At 70.1% G+C, this 15,828-nt stretch carries 14 protein-coding genes and 1 tRNA gene; 11 read left to right on the forward strand and 4 right to left on the reverse strand.

Annotated features, from left to right (window positions below; translation table 11 throughout):
• Window positions 1-155 precede the first annotated feature (155 nt).
• The gene (locus tag ACYQPG_RS09310; protein WP_419829279.1) at window positions 156-1,526 is read left to right on the forward strand and encodes a D-serine ammonia-lyase; all 1,371 of its coding nucleotides are present in this window, start codon (window positions 156-158) and stop codon (window positions 1,524-1,526) included.
• Between the two features lie 43 nt (window positions 1,527-1,569).
• Here ACYQPG_RS09310 and ACYQPG_RS09315 read toward each other — a convergent pair whose 3' ends face one another.
• The gene (locus tag ACYQPG_RS09315) at window positions 1,570-2,505 is read right to left on the reverse strand and encodes a LysR substrate-binding domain-containing protein (RefSeq protein WP_187278514.1); all 936 of its coding nucleotides are present in this window, start codon (window positions 2,503-2,505) and stop codon (window positions 1,570-1,572) included.
• A 179-nt stretch (window positions 2,506-2,684) separates the two neighbouring features.
• Here ACYQPG_RS09315 and ACYQPG_RS09320 point away from each other — a divergent pair, with 179 nt between their 5' ends.
• Together ACYQPG_RS09320 and ACYQPG_RS09325 are read left to right on the forward strand one after the other, a co-directional pair.
• Complete coding sequence (locus tag ACYQPG_RS09320) at window positions 2,685-3,947, forward strand: serine hydroxymethyltransferase (protein WP_419829280.1); 1,263 nt, start codon at window positions 2,685-2,687, stop codon at window positions 3,945-3,947.
• Between the two features lie 86 nt (window positions 3,948-4,033).
• Window positions 4,034-4,771 (forward strand): LysR family transcriptional regulator, encoded by a 738-nt coding sequence (locus tag ACYQPG_RS09325; RefSeq protein WP_461230784.1) that lies wholly within the window; start codon window positions 4,034-4,036, stop codon window positions 4,769-4,771.
• A gap of 7 nt (window positions 4,772-4,778) precedes the next feature.
• Here ACYQPG_RS09325 and ACYQPG_RS09330 read toward each other — a convergent pair whose 3' ends face one another.
• Window positions 4,779-5,219: an Lrp/AsnC family transcriptional regulator gene (locus ACYQPG_RS09330; RefSeq protein WP_461230785.1), complete on the reverse strand. Its 441-nt coding sequence runs from the start codon at window positions 5,217-5,219 to the stop codon at window positions 4,779-4,781.
• Window positions 5,220-5,447: 228 nt separating this feature from the next.
• On the opposite strand from ACYQPG_RS09330, the gene ACYQPG_RS09335 reads away from it, so the two are divergent.
• From ACYQPG_RS09335 to ACYQPG_RS09365, 7 genes are all read left to right on the forward strand, one after another.
• Window positions 5,448-6,704: a D-amino acid dehydrogenase gene (locus ACYQPG_RS09335; RefSeq protein ID WP_419829282.1), complete on the forward strand. Its 1,257-nt coding sequence runs from the start codon at window positions 5,448-5,450 to the stop codon at window positions 6,702-6,704.
• 41 nt (window positions 6,705-6,745) lie between these two features.
• Complete coding sequence (gene alr / locus ACYQPG_RS09340; RefSeq protein WP_461230786.1) at window positions 6,746-7,912, forward strand: alanine racemase; 1,167 nt, start codon at window positions 6,746-6,748, stop codon at window positions 7,910-7,912.
• A gap of 114 nt (window positions 7,913-8,026) precedes the next feature.
• The gene (locus ACYQPG_RS09345; protein WP_147940483.1) at window positions 8,027-8,935 is read left to right on the forward strand and encodes a LysR family transcriptional regulator; all 909 of its coding nucleotides are present in this window, start codon (window positions 8,027-8,029) and stop codon (window positions 8,933-8,935) included.
• A gap of 93 nt (window positions 8,936-9,028) precedes the next feature.
• Window positions 9,029-9,913 (forward strand): NAD(P)-dependent oxidoreductase, encoded by an 885-nt coding sequence (locus ACYQPG_RS09350; protein ID WP_419829284.1) that lies wholly within the window; start codon window positions 9,029-9,031, stop codon window positions 9,911-9,913.
• The gene (locus ACYQPG_RS09355) at window positions 9,913-11,451 is read left to right on the forward strand and encodes an aldehyde dehydrogenase family protein (RefSeq protein WP_419829285.1); all 1,539 of its coding nucleotides are present in this window, start codon (window positions 9,913-9,915) and stop codon (window positions 11,449-11,451) included. Before ACYQPG_RS09350 ends, ACYQPG_RS09355 begins: the two co-directional genes overlap by 1 nt.
• Window positions 11,452-11,616: 165 nt before the next feature.
• Window positions 11,617-12,978 (forward strand): DUF3100 domain-containing protein, encoded by a 1,362-nt coding sequence (locus ACYQPG_RS09360; RefSeq protein ID WP_419829286.1) that lies wholly within the window; start codon window positions 11,617-11,619, stop codon window positions 12,976-12,978.
• Between the two features lie 99 nt (window positions 12,979-13,077).
• Window positions 13,078-14,241, forward strand: coding sequence for a M20 aminoacylase family protein (locus ACYQPG_RS09365; protein ID WP_419829287.1), 1,164 nt, complete (start codon window positions 13,078-13,080; stop codon window positions 14,239-14,241).
• 270 nt (window positions 14,242-14,511) lie between these two features.
• Here ACYQPG_RS09365 and ACYQPG_RS09370 read toward each other — a convergent pair.
• A tRNA-Gly gene (locus ACYQPG_RS09370) sits at window positions 14,512-14,585 on the reverse strand.
• A 190-nt stretch (window positions 14,586-14,775) separates the two neighbouring features.
• Window positions 14,776-15,111, reverse strand: a complete 336-nt coding sequence (locus ACYQPG_RS09375; protein WP_419829288.1) for a hypothetical protein — start codon at window positions 15,109-15,111, stop codon at window positions 14,776-14,778.
• Between the two features lie 239 nt (window positions 15,112-15,350).
• On the opposite strand from ACYQPG_RS09375, the gene ACYQPG_RS09380 reads away from it, so the two are divergent.
• A complete protein-coding gene (locus ACYQPG_RS09380) occupies window positions 15,351-15,779 on the forward strand; it encodes a hypothetical protein (protein ID WP_461230787.1) in 429 nt (142 codons plus the stop codon).
• The last annotated feature ends 49 nt before the right edge of the window (window positions 15,780-15,828 follow it).

Consider the following 15,828-nt stretch of genomic DNA (forward strand, 5'->3'; position numbering starts at 1 on the left):
GAGCGTCAGCCGGGCGCTTGCCAGCACCCGCGCGGCGATCCTCCGGGAGCTGCGCGCGCTCAACGTCCCGGTTTATGACACGGTCTGACCCGCCGTCTGCGACCCGGCGCCCGGCGATCGCCGGGCCGGAGCGTCGACCAGCCAGGACCCTCCCGATGACCCGGCAAGCCCCTTCGATCCATGGACGGCCGCTCGATATGTGGCTCTCCACTCATCCCCTGATCGGCGACTTGATCGCGGGCCGGGAGACCGCGTGGTTCAACCCCGGCATCGCGCCGGCAGCGACCGGGCTCGCCGATGCCGGGCTCACCCTGTCGGACGTCGAGGATGCGAGCGCGCGATTGGCGCGCTTCGCTCCGCTGCTCGTCCGGTTCTTCCCGGATCTCGCCGCCACCGGGGGGATCATCGAGTCGGACCTCGTCGCTGTACCCGCCTTCGCGGACGCCCTCCGTCGGCGCTACGGCAACGAGGGCGGCGGCCGGCTTCTGCTGAAGAAGGACAGCCACCTGCCGGTCTCGGGCTCGATCAAGGCTCGCGGCGGCCTCTACGAGGTGCTGAAGCGGGCCGAGACCTTGGCCCTCGGAGCCGGGCTGATCACGACCGGCGACGACTACACGGCGCTCGGCGGGGCAAGCGCGCGCGCCTTCTTCGCCGATTACAGCGTCGCGGTCGGCTCCACCGGCAATCTCGGCCTGTCGATCGGCATCATGAGCGCCAAGATCGGGTTCCGAACCACGGTCCACATGTCGGCGGATGCACGGCAGTGGAAGAAGGACCGCCTGCGCGCCTTCGGGGTCACGGTGGTCGAGCATGCCGGCGATTACGGGGCCGCGGTGGCCCAGGGGCGTGCCGAGGCCGACGCCGATCCGAACTGCCATTTCGTCGACGACGAGCACTCCAAGGATCTGTTCCTGGGCTACGCGGTCGCCGGCCTGCGGCTGAAGCCGCAGCTCGCCGCCCTCGGCGTGCCGGTCGATGCGCAGCACCCGCTCTTCGTCCACCTGCCCTGCGGGGTCGGCGGTGGCCCGGGCGGGGTCGCGTTCGGGCTCAAGCTGGTGTTCGGGGATGCGGTCCGCTGCCTGTTTGCCGAGCCCACGCCCTCGCCCTGCATGCTGCTCGGCGTCTATACCGGCCTGCACGAGCAGATCGCGGTTCAGGATTTCGGCATCTCCAACGCGACCGTCGCGGACGGCCTGGCGGTGGGGCGGCCGTCGGGCTTCGTCGGCCGGGCGATGCAGCGTCTGGTGGATGGCTATTTCACGGTGGCCGACCAGGAATTGCTCGACCTCCTGGCTCTGCTCGAGGCCAGCGAAGGCCTCATGTTAGAACCCTCCGCGGTCGCGGGCGCACCCGGCCCCGCCCGCATCGTGGCCGACGACGCCTACCGCGCCCGCCTGAACCTCGACCGCGACCGCTTGGAGGCGGCCACGCATATCATCTGGGCTACCGGCGGCAGCATGGTCCCCCCGGAGGAGGCGCGCGCATACCTCCGCCGGGCCGGTACAGGGGTGGCACGTTCAGCGTGACGGGTGTCGCGATCCGCGACGCGCGCAGCGGCCGTTGAGGCGATCAGCCTGCCCGGTCGCCTACCGTGCTGCGGGGGGGCGACGCCGTCTCGCGCAGCCACGCGACCACGGCTTCCGTTCCCTCCTCGAGCCCCCGCCCTTCGGGCAGGATCAGCGAGAGCGGGGGACCGAGCAGGGCGGCCCCATCATCGATCGGTGCCAGCAGGCGCCCGTCCCCCAACGGGGCCTGCAGGAGGCTGCTGTGGCCGATCAGCAGTCCGGCCTCCTCGATCGCCGCCTCCACGGCCATGCTGTAGAGCGAGAACGTCGATCCGCGGCGGGCGTCGACCCGCCTGTCGCCGGCATGTCGCAGCCATCGCGCCCAGTCGTTGCGCCATCGCGCGTCGTGGAGCAGCGTCATGTCGGCCAGGCCCGCCAGATCCAGGCTGTGCCCGCGCCCGGCCAGGAGTTGGGGCGAGCAGACCGGAAACAGCCGGTCCTCCACAAGCGTGTGGGCGGTGCAGTTGGGCAGGCTTCCGTCCACGAAGAACAGGCCGAGGTCGAACAGCTCCCGGGTGAAGTCCGGCGGGTTCTCCAGCGCGACCACCGAGAATTCGAGGTTCGGGAACGCCTTGCGCATCGCCCCGAGGCGCGGCGAGAGCCAGAGCTGCGCCACGCAGGGGAGGGCCGCGATCTGTATCTCCCGCCGGTCGGCGTGCCGACGGAGGCCGTGGGCCGCGCCGGCCAGGGCATCGAACGCCTCGACAAGGCGCGGCAGCATCGCCCGGGCTTCGCTCGTCAGCTGAAGGCCCCGGGCCTTCCTGTGAAACAGCGGCCTGCCGACCCAATCCTCCAGCGCGCGAACCTGCTGCGCGATCGCGGCCGCGGTGACGCAGAGTTCGTCGGCCGCGCCGACGAAGCCCTCGTGGCGGGCGGCCGCCTCGAAGGCACGGAGCGCCTTCAGCGAGGGGAGGGACGGCCGTGGCGGCGAAAGGGGCATCGAAGGCCTAGGTGAGCTTGGTCTCGCAGCCACGATATGTCGTTTGCGGACCCTCGGCAAAAACCGCATCCAAAGGGCGATCACGGATCGCGGACGGGCGGTCGGCGGCACGCCCACGCGGCGCCCCGACGGCTGCCGACCCGCGTCTCCCTCCTTCTCTGCGGCCCGGGCCTTTCGACATGACATACCTCCACAAGGGCTACTTCACGGAGGGGCTCGACGCCGATCCCGAACTCGCGGCATCCATCCGCGGGGAGCTGCGACGCCAGCAGAACGGGATCGAGTTGATCGCGTCCGAGAACATCGTGTCCCGACTCGTCCTCGAGGCGCAGGGCTCGGCCCTCACCAACAAGACCGTCGAGGGCTTCGCTTTCGCGCGGTATTACGGCGGCGCAGAATTCGCCGACGCGGTGGAAGATCTGGCCCTTCGGCGGGTCAAGAAACTCTTCGGCGCGCGCTTCGCGAACGTGCAGTCGCATTCCGGATCGAACGCGAATGGCGGCGTCTTCCTTGGTTTGCTGAAGCTTGGCGACACCATCCTGTCGATGAACACCGCCGCGGGCGGCCATATCAGCCACGGACATCCCGCCACTCTGACCGGGCGGGACTACAACATCGTCCGGTACGGCGTTAATCGCGACACCGAACTCGTCGATCTGGACGAGCTTCGCGGCCTCGCCCGCCAGCACAAGCCCAAGATGATCATCGCGGGCGGGTCTGCCTACGCCCGGGTCCTGGACTTCGCCGGACTGCGCGCGATCGCCGACGAGGTCGGCGCCTACCTGGTCGTCGACATGGCCCACTTCGCCGGGCTGGTGGCCTCGGGGATCTATCCCGATCCGTTGCCGCACGCGCATGTGGTGACCTCGACCACCTACAAGTCGCTCCGCGGTGCCCGCGGCGGCCTCGTGCTCTGGAACGACGAGGCGCTGAGCGACAAGATCAACTACGGCATCTTCCCGGGCGTGCAGGGCTCGGTGATGCTGCACATCGTGGCCGCCAAGGCGGCCTGCTTCGGCGAGGCCCTCCGGCCGGAATTCAAGGGCTACAACCAGGCGGTGCTCGATAACGCCCGGATGCTGGCCGCCATGCTGGCGGAGGCCGGCGTCCGCCTGGTCGCCGGCGGCACGGATTGCGGGCTGATGCTCGTCGATCTCGTCAACCAGGGCATCACCGGCGACATCGCCGCGAAGGCGCTGGAGCACGCGGGCCTGGCGGTGAACAAAAACCAGATCCCGTTCGACGAGCGCCCCCCGGAGGCGCCGTCGGGTCTGCGCCTGTCCAGCAACGCCGGCACCGCGCGCGGCTTCGGGGGCGACGAGTTTCGCGCGATCGGCACCTGGATCGCGCAGATCGTCAAGGCCCCGTCCAACGAGACCCTCGTCCGCGCGATCCATGGGCAGGTCACGGAACTCTGCGCTCGCTTCCCGATCTATCCGTAATCGTCCCCGGTGCCCCCCGGCTCGCGAAGCCGGGGGCTCCGGCGGCCGGCGCCGTCGTGGAGACAGTCACCGGCCGGGCGCGGGCAATGGCTCCCGCGCTCCGGCGCACGCTCCGGCAGCTGTCCGTGCGCGGGACCAGGGCTTCGCTGGCCGAAGCGCTGGGCGTCTCGCCGGCGGCATTGTCCCAGCAGATCGCCCGCCTCGAAGCCGAGCTGGGCATCACCCTGGTCGAAGGGCGCGGCCGAGGGGGCATCCGTCCTCACCCGCCGGCGCACGCCTCGTCCTGCACGCCGAGCCTGCACGCCGAGACGGTAATCGGGGTCATCTCTCCGTACACCGCCTCCGCCTCGTCCGGCAGGGCGGCCGTGACGCTCCACGACCGGCGGATCGAAATCCGGGCGTTGGACAACCCCGACAAAGGTTATCCGGAGATCGTAGTCGGGGCCTGCCGCGCCGTCGGCTGCGAGCCGAAGATCCACGCGCATCGTCACGTTTTCGAGGTCGTGCAGGCGATCGTGGAGGCCGGCTGCTGCGTCGCGATCCGACCGCACTTCAGGCTGGGGGGCACCGGCCGATGCCTGTGCGTGATCGAGCGCGATTCGCCCATCGCCCGGCGGATCTCGTGGGCGTTCCGCCGGAATAGGTGGACCCAACCTATCGATCGCCGCCGTCCCGCAGGCCTCGGCGCGAGCGACGGATGTCCCGTCCCGCGATGCGATGGCGTGTCAGCCGGCCGCCGCGATCGGGGGCAGGTCGCCTGCGCTGCATCCGGTGATGGCCGTTCGGCCGCGGATTGCCCGTCATGCTGGCCGGATATCGTGTGATCGCAGGTCAGCGGCCGACGACGCTCCGGATCGTGAAGCTGGATTGGATCCGGGATACGCCGGGCAGCTTCGACAGCACGGATCGGTGAAGCCGCTCGTACTCCCCGGCATCGGCCACCCGGATTTTCAGCAGGTAATCCGAGCTGCCCGTCATGAGGTAGCAGTCCTGGATGTCCGGGCAGCGGCGGACGGCGGCCTCGAATCGGTTCAAGTAATCCTCCGTCTGCCGCTCCAGCTCGATCTGGGTCTTCACCACGAGGCCCGATGCCGCCGACGCGTCGAGCAGCACGGTGTAGCCTCGGATCGTCCCGTCCCGCTCCAGCATCCGCAGCCTGCGCAGGCAGGCGGAAGCGGACAGGCCGACGCGCTTGGCCAGGGCCGCGTTGGGCATCCGGGCATCCGCGCGCAGGGCGTGGAGGATGGCGGTGTCGATTTCATCCTGTGGCATCGCGCAACGATCTGTCGTTCCGTGGCAGTTCCTGTCGTTACATGGCATCGGTTTGGCAAAACCTGCAACATGTTCGCAGCATCGTGCGCGGCTTTCGATGTTCGATACACCTCGGCCGGCGACCGGGCGACGCGTTTCCCGCAGACCCCTCTGAGGATTCCGCGATCGCGGCGTTCCGGGTGGCGGCTGAGCGCCGAATGCGGATGTTCGGTGCCGAGGAGAGCGATCATGCGGGTCTTGGTTCTGGGAAGTGGCGTGGTCGGCGTGTCCTCTGCCTATTATCTGGCGAAGGCCGGCCATGAGGTCACGGTGATCGACCGGCAGCCCGCCTCCGGCCTGGAGACCAGCTTCGCCAATGCCGGCCAGGTCTCCCCCGGATATTCCGCCCCCTGGGCCGCGCCGGGTATCCCGGTCAAGGCGATGAAGTGGCTGATGATGCGCCACCGCCCCCTGGTCCTGTGGCCGTCCGTCGAGCCCCGTCTCTACGGTTGGCTCGCCCGCATGCTGGCGAACTGCACGGAGGAGGCCTACGCCCGCAACAAGGGCCGGATGGTGCGGCTCGCGGAATACAGCCGCGACGTCCTGCGCGACCTGCGCGACGAGACCGGCATCGCCTACGACCACCGCGAACAGGGCACGCTGCAGCTGTTCCGCACGCGCAAGCAGCTCGACCACGTGGGCGACGACACGAAGGTCCTGGACGCCTACGGCGTGGCCTATCAGGTCCTGGACCCGGCGGGCTGCGTCGCCGCCGAGCCGGCGCTGGACCGCGTGAAGGACAAGATCGCGGGCGGCCTGCGTCTCACCGGTGACGAGACCGGGGATGCCCACCTGTTCACCCAGAGGCTCGCCGCCATCTGCGAGGGGCTCGGCGTGACGTTCCGCTACACCATGACCGTGACGGGGCTCCAGGCCTCGGGCGGTCGCGTGACCGGCGTCGCCTGCGGGTCCGAGGTGCTGCGCGCCGACGCCTACGTGGCGGCGATGGGCAGCTTCACCCCGGCGCTCCTGCGGCCGCTCGGGCTGAACCTGCCGATCTACCCGGTCAAGGGCTACTCCCTGACCCTGCCCGTCACGGATCCGGAGGCGGCTCCGGTCTCCACCGTGATGGACGAGACGTTCAAGGTCGGCTTGACCCGGCTCGGCGACCGCATACGGGTCGGCGGCACCGCCGAGCTCGCCGGCTTCAGCCAGGCCCTGCGCCCGCCCCGCCGCGCGACCCTGGAGCGATGCGTCCACGACCTGTTTCCGGCCGGGGGCGACCTCAGCCGGGCGACGTTCTGGACGGGCCTGCGCCCGATGACGCCGGACGGGACGCCCATCGTCGGGGCGACGCGGTATGACAACCTGTATACGAATACCGGCCACGGCACCCTTGGCTGGACCATGGCCTGCGGGTCAGGCCGGCTCCTTGCGGACCTGATGTCCGCCCGGGCGCCCGACATCGCCCACGAAGACCTCGCCGTCGGCCGTTACGCGGCCTGAGACCGGTGGACGCGCGCGTGTGTGATCGGGAGGCGGATAGGGTGGACGCGTTCGACGATGGCGGGCGTCCGCACGCGGGGGCAATTCTGACGGTCGATCTCGACGCCATCGCGGCCAATTATCGGATCCTGTCAGGCCGCCTCGCCGGGGCGGAATGTGCCGCGGTGCTGAAGGCGGACGCGTATGGCCTGGGCGCCGCGCGCGTTGCCCCCGTCCTGTCCGCGGCCGGATGCCGAACCTTCTTCGTGGCCCATCTCGACGAAGGGATCGCCCTCCGGCGGCACGTTCCCCGGGCCGCCGCCGTGTGGATCCTGCACGGAGCCCCCCGCGGGGCCGAAGCCGAGTGCCTGGAGCACGGGCTGGTGCCGGTCCTCAATACGCCGGGCCAGCTCGCGCGCTGGGCCGCGCTGGCCCGGACGCGGGCATGCCGGTTGCCGGGGCTGTTGCACGTCGATTCCGGCATGAGCCGCTTCGGCCTGTCTCCCGCCGAAATCGCGGCCGTCGCGGGTCGGGCGAGCGAGCACGATGCCGTGGCGTGGCGGCTCATCATGAGCCACCTGGCCTGCGCGGACGCCCCCGACAGCGATGCGAACCCGACGCAACGGTCCCGCTTCGAGGATGCGCGGCGCCGGCTGCCGCCCATGCGCGCCAGCCTCGCCGCGTCCTCCGGCATCTTCCTGGGAGCGGATTACCATTACGATGTCGCGCGGCCGGGTGCGGCCCTGTTCGGGGTGGCGCCGGTTGCTGGGCGTCCCAACCCCCTGCAGCCGGCGATCAAGCTGGAGGCCCGCGTCCTGCAGGTGCGCGACGTGCCGGCCGGGACGGCGGTCGGATACGGCTACACCGCACGGACGGCGGTCGCGTCGCGCCTCGCGACCGTGGCGGTCGGCTATGCGGACGGATTTCTGAGGAGTGCCAGCGGTCGCGGCGCGGTCTGGGCGGGCGGCGTCGCGCTGCCCATCCTCGGCCGGGTATCGATGGACAGCATCGTGGTGGACGCCTCGGCTCTCCCGCCCCGGGCGCTGGCCGAGGACGACGCGGTTGAGATCATCGGCCCGCACCGCTCGCTAGACGCGGTCGCGGCCGATGCGGGTACCATCGGGTACGAGGTGCTGACCGGCCTGGGTGATCGGTTCGACCGCCGGTACGTCCACGGGGCGGACACCGCTGGTCCGACGCGAGATCCGAGCGTCGGGCCTCGACGGTAGGCGACCGGCCGCGCGGCACAGGCGAAGGTCGATGGGCAGAAGGCATGGCTCGGCCCCGTCGATGCGGGCTCACGCCTTGATATGCGGAGGACCAAAGCGCACGCTCGCCTGACGATGAACGATCGAGCGCTGCGATACTTCCTGGCCGTCGTCCGGACCGGCTCCGTCCGAGGCGCCGCGGAGGCGCTCAACGTCGCGGCCTCCGCGGTCAGCCGCCACATCAGCGAGATGGAGGCCGAGTGCGGCGAGAACCTTCTGGAGCGGCTGCCGCGCGGCGTCGTGCCGACGGAGGCCGGGCGCCTCGTCGCCCAGCACGCGCAGCGCCAGGCCGACGAGGCTGCCCTTCTCGAGGACAACCTCAAACGGCTGCGCGGCGTCCAGCGGGGGACGATCCGGCTGACCTGCGGCGCGGGCTTCCTGGTCGACCTGCTCGATAACGGCCTGGCCAACTTCGTCACGGCCTACCCCGGAATCTCGTTTCAGGTCTCCCTTGGGACAACGGACAGTGTGCTGTCGGCGGTCGCACAGGGCGATACGGATATCGGTCTCGCCTACAACCCGCCCGCCCATCCGGACGTGCGCGGCGTCGTATCGGCGCGGCACCCGCTGCTGGCCGTCCTGCCGAACAACCATCCCCTCGCCGGTTCCTCGACCCCCGTGGGCCTGCGCACCTTCGCCTCCGAGCCGGTCGTCCTGCTTCCCTCCGATCATGGCGTGCGCCAGTTGCTGGGACGCGTCGAGGCCGATGGCGGTTTCCGGCTCGTCGCACGCCTGGAGACAGCGTCGTTCGAGTTGCACAGGCGCTTCGTGACGGCGGGGTTGGGCGTCGCGTTCCTGCCGCGTTTCGCCGTCGCAGCCGAGCTGCAGACCGGCGCCGTCTCCGTGATCCCCCTGCTCGACCCGGTCCTGTCCGAGGCGAGCGCACACCTCGTCGTGCGCTCGGGACGGCGGCTGCCGGAAGCGATGGGTCGGCTGCTGGGCTGGCTCACCGAACACCTGGTCGCCTTCCAGCCGCAACGCTGAGTGTTGCCTTTACAAGAACGACTTGTTCGCAAAGCAAGTCTTGTAGCGACCGTATCGACGATCGATACCATTTCCTAAACGGAAGGTGTCGAAATGAACATTGAGACGATAGGTGTCGTCGGGCTCGGCAATATGGGTCTCGGCATGGCGGCGACCTTGGCGCGCAAAGGTTTCGCGGTCATCGGCTACGACATCAGCGACGCCCGGCGCGCCGCCGTCGAGGCGGCCGGCGTCTCGTTCGTCCCGGACCTGACCGACGTCCTGCGTCGCGCGCATGCCCTGGTCTTCTCGCTTCCCCTGGCCCGCGATGTCGAGGCCGTGGTCACGGCGGAAGGCGGCCTGCTGTCCCGGACCGACCGGAAGGTCGTCGTCGTCGATACCTCCACCTCGGATCCCGGCACCACGCGGCGGCTGGCGGCGCGCCTCGCCGAGGCCGGCCATGCCCTGCTCGACGCGCCAGTGAGCGGAGGCCCCTCGGGGGCCGCCGAAGGCACGCTGACGATGATGGTCGGCGGCTCGGAGGCCGACTACGCCCTGGCCGAGCCGGTGCTCTCGGCGATGTCGGCCCGCGCCCCGCATGTCGGGCCGTCCGGCGCCGGCAACATCGTCAAGCTCGTGAACAACCTGCTGGTCGCCGCCCACCTCGTGACCACGGGCGAGGCGATGCGCCTGTCCGAGGCGGCCGGCCTGTCGGCCGAGGAGGCGATCAAGGTCGTCAACACCGCCACCGGGCGCAGCGCGATCAGCGAGGTGATGTTTCCTCGCTGGATCCTGTCGAACACCTTCGACAGCGGCTTTGCCGCGGGGCTGATGCGCAAGGACGTGCGCCTCGCCATGGCGCTGGCCGCCGAGAGCGGCGCCGACCTGCCGCTGTCCGCCCATGTCGCGCAGATCTGGGGGACCACCCGCGACGCCATCCCGGACGCCGCGGACTTCACCCGCATGGCCGATTACCGCAACACGAACGGAGCCAACTGATGTCGACCAGCGTGCACGGCGATGCGGCGCAGCGCATCCGGGACCTTCTGTCCGCCCTTTCCCTGGGCGACCGCATCGGTAGCCTGGTGTCCGGCGAGATCCTCGTGGGAACGGGGGAAACCCTCGACCTCGTGAACCCGGCGGACGGCCGGGTGGTGGCGAGCTTTGCGGATGCCGGCGCGTCCGTCGTGGATGCCGCCATGGCGGCGGCCCGGCCCGCCCAGCGGACCTGGTGGGGCATGACGGCGGCGGCCCGCGGCCGGGCGATGTGGGCGGTGGCCGCCCTGATCCGGCACAACGCCGACGCGTTGGCCGAGCTGGAGACCCTGTCGGCCGGCAAGCCGATCCGCGACACGCGCGGCGAGGTCGGCAAGGTCGCGGAGATGTTCGAATATTACGCCGGCTGGTGCGACAAGCTGCACGGCGAGGTCATCCCGGTCCCGACCTCGCACCTGAACTACACCCGCGCCGAGCCGTTCGGCACCGTGGTGCAGATCACGCCGTGGAACGCCCCGATCTTCACCGCCGGCTGGCAGATCGCCCCGGCGCTGTGCGCCGGCAACGCGGTGGTGCTGAAGCCCTCCGAGCTGACGCCGCTGACCTCCCTGGCGCTCGGGATGCTGTGCGACCGGGCCGAGGGGATCCCGCGCGGCCTGGTCTCGGTGCTGGCGGGCGCGGGCCCGACCACCGGGGCGGCGGCCGTCGCCCATGCCGACACGCGGCTGGTGGTCTTCGTGGGCTCCGCCGAGGCCGGGGCGCAGATTGCGGCCGCGGCAGCGCGCAACATCGTGCCGAGCGTGCTCGAGCTCGGTGGCAAGTCGGCCAACATCGTGTTCGCCGATGCCGACCTCGATCGTGCCCTGGTGGGCGCGCAGGCGGCGATCTTCGGCGGCGCCGGGCAGAGCTGCGTGGCCGGCTCGCGCCTCCTCGTCCACCGGTCGGTGCACGCCGATTTCGTGGCGCGGCTGTCCTACGCCGCCGGCCGCATCCCGGTGGGCGCGCCCACCGACCCGACGACCCAGATCGGCCCGATCAACAACCGGCGGCAACGCGACAAGATCGCCGCGATGGTGGGCCAGGCCGTGGATGCCGGCGCCCGCATCGCCGCGGGCGGCGCCTGTCCGGCCAACCTGCGGGACACCGGCGGCTTCTACTTCGGTCCGACGGTGATCGACGGCGTGACGCCCGATGCGGCGATCGCCCGGGACGAGGTGTTCGGCCCGGTCCTGACCGTCCTGCCGTTCGAGACCGAGGACGAGGCGGTCGCGATCGCCAACGCCACGCCGTACGGCCTCGCCGGCGCGGTCTGGACGAACGATGTCGGCCGCGCCCACCGGGTCGCCGCCGCGGTCAGGGCCGGGACGTTCTGGGTCAACGGCTACAAGACGATCAACGTCGCCTCGCCCTTCGGCGGGTTCGGCCGCTCCGGCTTCGGCAGGTCCTCCGGACGCGAGGCGCTGATGGCCTACACCCAGACCAAGAGCGTGTGGGTCGAGACCGCAGCCCAACCCGGCGTCGCCTTCGGCTACGTGGGCTGAGCCGGGTGGGCTGAACCAAACGGCGCCCGCCCGAACGGGCCGCCGCCACACGGACGCCCTCGACGCCCCGCGGGCCCACGACCAGGTCCGCGGGCCCCGACGCCGGCGCAAGAACAACAATCAGGACCCTAAGCGCCGCGACCCATCGCAGGGAGGACAACAGCCATGGCACAGGAAGCAATCCATCGACGCCCGGTCCCAGTCGAGGCCAACCCGGCCGAAAGACCGAGCCGCGTCCGCCTGTTCCTGATCGCCCTGGTCATCGTCGTCATCGCCGAGGCCATCGGCAACATCAACATCCCCGTCGGGACCGGAAAGATCGTTCTGCTGCCCCTGCTGTGGGCCCTCTTGCTCGGCGGAGCCCTCGGTCTGGCGAGCCCCCGGCTCCCGGCCCTCCTGCGCCTGCGGTCCTCGACGCAGTCGGCCGCGGCCGCCTTCCTGCAGCCGGCCCTCCTCGTCTTCATCGCAAAGCTCGGCCTGCTGGTCGGCGGCTCGCTGCCGAGGATCTTCGCGTCGGGATGGTCGCTCGTGTTCCAGGAGTTCGGCCACTTCTTCGGCACCATGGTGTTCGGCCTTCCGGTCGCCCTTCTCCTCGGCATCAAGCGGGAGGCCATCGGCGCCACCTTCTCGGTCGGCCGGGAGCCGAGCCTGGCCATCATCGGCGAGCGCTACGGGATGGATTCCCCGGAGGGTCGCGGCGTGCTCGCGGAATACCTCACCGGTACGGTATTCGGGGCCGTCTTCATCGCCGTCCTGGCCGGTCTCATCGCCAGCCTGAACATCTTCAATCCCCTCGCGCTCGCCATGGGGGCCGGCGTCGGATCCGGCAGCATGATGGCCGCCGCGTCGGGGGCCATCGCGGCGCAGCAGACCCCCGAGGTGGCCAAGGATGTCGCCACCTTCGCGGCAGCGAGCAACCTGATCACCACGACCATCGGAACCTACTTCACGCTCTTCCTGTCGCTGCCCTTCACGATCTGGGCCTACGGCAAGCTCGAACCGATCCTCGGGCGCAACCGACCCAACACCATCCGGGAGCCTTCGGCCGTCGCCGTGACCCCGGAGCATGAGGAAACCGCGATCGGATTGGCCGAGATGCTGGTGGCGTGGCTGCTGATCGGCGCCTACGGGCTCATCGGCAACTATCTGACCTACGGCGTGATCCCCGACGCCGCCGTCGTGGGCGGGATGGCGATCATCATTGGCGTCGTGATCCTCGGCTGGGGTCTCTACGTGCTCTCGGCGCGGAAGCTTCCCGCGGTGATCTGGGTCTCCCTGATCGGCATGGCGCTGACCTATCCGGCGATGCCGTACGCGGCCGAGATCGCCGCGATGACCGGCAAGATCAACTTTCTCGCCCTGGCCACTCCGATCCTGACATTCGCCGGCCTGTCCATAGCCAAGGACATCCCCGCCTTCCGGCAGCTGGGCTGGCGCATCGTCGTGGTCTCGTTCATGGCGAATGCCGGCACATTCCTGGGCGCGACCTTGATCGCGCAGTTCTGGATGCATGTGCCGGTGACGTGAGACATGGTTCGATCCGCCGCCGGGCCGGGCTCGGTGGCGGATCGACCGACCCGCAGGGATGGCCGGGATCGGACCTGTGACGGCCAGGGAGCGAACGGCATGAGCATAGACGCGGACATCCTCGGTCGCATGGTCGCCTGGCGGCGCGACCTGCACGCCCACCCGGAGCTCGCCTTTGCGGAGGTCCGAACCGGGGACCTCGTCGCGCGCGAGCTCGCCGCCTGCGGCTTCGAAATCCATCGCGGCCTGGGCCGGACGGGCGTCGTCGGGACGCTGCGCCGGGGAGAGGGCCCGATCGTCGGCCTGCGCGCCGACATGGACGCGCTGCCCATCCACGAGGCGACCGGTCTGCCCCACGCCTCCAGGAACCCGGGGGTGATGCATGCCTGCGGGCATGACGGGCATGTCGCGATGCTGCTCGGCGCAGCCAGCCAGCTCGCCCGCGCCGAGAACCTGCGCGGTACGGTCCGGGTCATCTTCCAGCCGGCCGAGGAATGCGAGGGCGGCGGCCGGGCGATGGTCGAGGACGGCCTGTTCAGGATGTTCCCCTGCGACACGGTCTGGGGCCTGCACAACTGGCCGGGATTGCCACTCGGAGCCTTCGCCACCTGCCCGGGCCCGATCATGGCCTCCCTCGACACGTTCGAGATACGCGTCAGGGGCTCGGGGACGCACGCCGCCATGCCGGAGCGGGGCATCGACACGCTGGTGATCGCCTCCGAGACGGTTCTGGCCCTGCAGACGATCGTCAGCCGCCGGATCGCCCCGCTCGATCCCGCGGTGGTGAGCATCACCCAGGTCCACGGCGGCGACGCCTGGAACGTGATCCCGGACCTCGCCACGATCCGGGGGACCGTCCGCTGCCTGTCCGAGAGCGTGCGCGGGACGGTGGCGGCTCTCATCACGGAGATCGCCACGGGCACCGCCCGCACGCATGGCGGCGCCGCCGAGGTCGATTACCACACCGGATATCCCTCGACGGTCAACGCCTCGGACGCCGTCCCGCTCGCGCTCGCCGCGGCGGCCCGGGTCCCGGCGATACCGGCCCGGCATGGAAATGTCGCGCCGTCGATGGCCTCGGAGGACTTCGCCTACATGCTGCAGGCCTGCCCCGGCGCCTACGTCTGGCTCGGCACCGACGGCGCCGAGCCCGGCCGGCCGCTTCACAATCCCGGCTACGACTTCAACGACGACGCCCTGCCGATCGGGGCCGCCTATTGGGTGGCCCTGGCGACCGGCATGCTCGAAGCGGCCCGTACGTAAGTTTGCCGACGCTTCGGATATCGAGGCCCGCACCTGCGAAGTTGCCGAACGGCTTCGCAGGCGGATGAGGGATCTTGAGACGGAGAACCGGCATCTTTCGCCGGTAATCGCAGATCTGACGCTCGACACGCTGATCTTACAGGATGCGTCCCGGAGAGGCGTCTCGAGCCCCGGGCGCCAACGCGCCCGTGGCGAACACATCTCGCCACCCCGTGGGGCTGATCAGTCGCGGCGAGCGGAACTGACGGGCTGATGTAAAGTAGAAAAAAGTGGAGCGGGCGGCGGGAATCGAACCCGCATATTCAGCTTGGGAAGCTGACGTTCTACCACTGAACTACGCCCGCGGACACGGCCGGTGCGGTGGAGTAGCGCCCACAAGGCCGGGGCCTCGTGGGTGCTCCGTGCACCCGTGTACGAATGCGATCTAGCAGCCCGCCGACAAGTCCGTCAAACGGGGTCTTTCGGTTTCTGCAGGAAAGCGTGTTCGCAAGCCGGACCTCGCCCAGTGGAGCGACCTGCGCCGGAGCCAGCGTCTCAGGCGATCCGGGACAGGTTCCCCGCGGCGGCGTGCGATTCGCGGGCGGCGTCATAGGCCCGGTTGCGCAGGGCCGTCTCGCTGGGCAGCTGTTCGACGACGTTGCCGGACCGCGAATCCACCACCTGGAACACGATCGAGCTCGTGTCCGGATCCTGAATGTAGCGCGCCTTGTCGCTGGTGGGGGTGATGTCGAGCTTGACTGCCGGTTCCAGCGGAGCGGTGGCGGCCTGGGCCGGCGTCGTGTCCTGGGTGGCGGCCGGAGCGGCCGATGCCGCGAGCGACTCGAGACCCTGCGGCCCCGGCGTCGTCGCATTGAGCGGACGGATATCCATGGCTGATCTCCTGCGATCCTGTGATCGAGGGATTCAGCGGTTCTGCCGCCTAAGCGTCCGTTAACGGCCCCCCCCGGCGCAGGGGATGGTTGCGCGGCAGCCGGAGTCGCGATGAAGATCGCGTTACCGGAACGGCATCATTTTGCGATTCGTCTGGTCCTTGATGCCGCGCACCGCGCGGGTGGGGCGATCCGTGTCGCTATTGCGCCACGGGGAACGGCACGCGTCCGGAGGTATCCATGCGCTGGACCCGAATAGCGGTGGCGCTCCTGATTGCGGCGTTTGCCGAGGCACCACCGGGCAGCGGACAGGCGCGATCAGGATTATCACCCCGGGGGGCGTTCATCCGGCAGCATCGCTGCGAGGTCGTGGCGCGCCTTGACGCGATCCATCGGCGCGGGCCCGTCGAAACGTCGCGTGATCGCTTCATCGTGGTGGCGCTGCGCGATCGGCCGATGCACTATGTCCAGTGCATCTTCCAGCCCTTCGATACCGTGATGTTGTGCGAAGCCTCGTCTGGCGCCTACGGGAAAACGGGTTTTCGGCTCCAGGCGCAATCCCAGGCCGCCCTCCGGGCCCTTCAGTATGCCCAAGCCACGGAGAAGCGAATTTCTCGCGCACCGTCAGCCTCGGAGATCCTCCCGAGGTCGGCATCGCCGCCGACCTGATGCTCGCGGCGCTCTACGATGCCTACGGGGCCGAGCCGGACTCGGCGAT

This window comes from Methylobacterium sp. CM6246, from assembly GCF_054818005.1.

Coding starts and splice junctions, on each gene's coding strand:
- ACYQPG_RS09310 (WP_419829279.1), top strand. CDS start 156: ATGACCCGGCAAGCCCCTTCGATCCATGGACGGCCGCTCGATATGTGG.
- ACYQPG_RS09360 (WP_419829286.1), top strand. CDS start 11,617: ATGGCACAGGAAGCAATCCATCGACGCCCGGTCCCAGTCGAGGCCAAC.
- ACYQPG_RS09345 (WP_147940483.1), top strand. CDS start 8,027: ATGAACGATCGAGCGCTGCGATACTTCCTGGCCGTCGTCCGGACCGGC.
- ACYQPG_RS09350 (WP_419829284.1), top strand. CDS start 9,029: ATGAACATTGAGACGATAGGTGTCGTCGGGCTCGGCAATATGGGTCTC.
- ACYQPG_RS09365 (WP_419829287.1), top strand. CDS start 13,078: ATGAGCATAGACGCGGACATCCTCGGTCGCATGGTCGCCTGGCGGCGC.
- ACYQPG_RS09315 (WP_187278514.1), bottom strand. CDS start 2,505: ATGCCCCTTTCGCCGCCACGGCCGTCCCTCCCCTCGCTGAAGGCGCTC.
- ACYQPG_RS09375 (WP_419829288.1), bottom strand. CDS start 15,111: ATGGATATCCGTCCGCTCAATGCGACGACGCCGGGGCCGCAGGGTCTC.
- ACYQPG_RS09330 (WP_461230785.1), bottom strand. CDS start 5,219: ATGCCACAGGATGAAATCGACACCGCCATCCTCCACGCCCTGCGCGCG.
- ACYQPG_RS09325 (WP_461230784.1), top strand. CDS start 4,034: ATGGCTCCCGCGCTCCGGCGCACGCTCCGGCAGCTGTCCGTGCGCGGG.
- ACYQPG_RS09355 (WP_419829285.1), top strand. CDS start 9,913: ATGTCGACCAGCGTGCACGGCGATGCGGCGCAGCGCATCCGGGACCTT.
- ACYQPG_RS09320 (WP_419829280.1), top strand. CDS start 2,685: ATGACATACCTCCACAAGGGCTACTTCACGGAGGGGCTCGACGCCGAT.
- ACYQPG_RS09335 (WP_419829282.1), top strand. CDS start 5,448: ATGCGGGTCTTGGTTCTGGGAAGTGGCGTGGTCGGCGTGTCCTCTGCC.
- ACYQPG_RS09380 (WP_461230787.1), top strand. CDS start 15,351: ATGCGCTGGACCCGAATAGCGGTGGCGCTCCTGATTGCGGCGTTTGCC.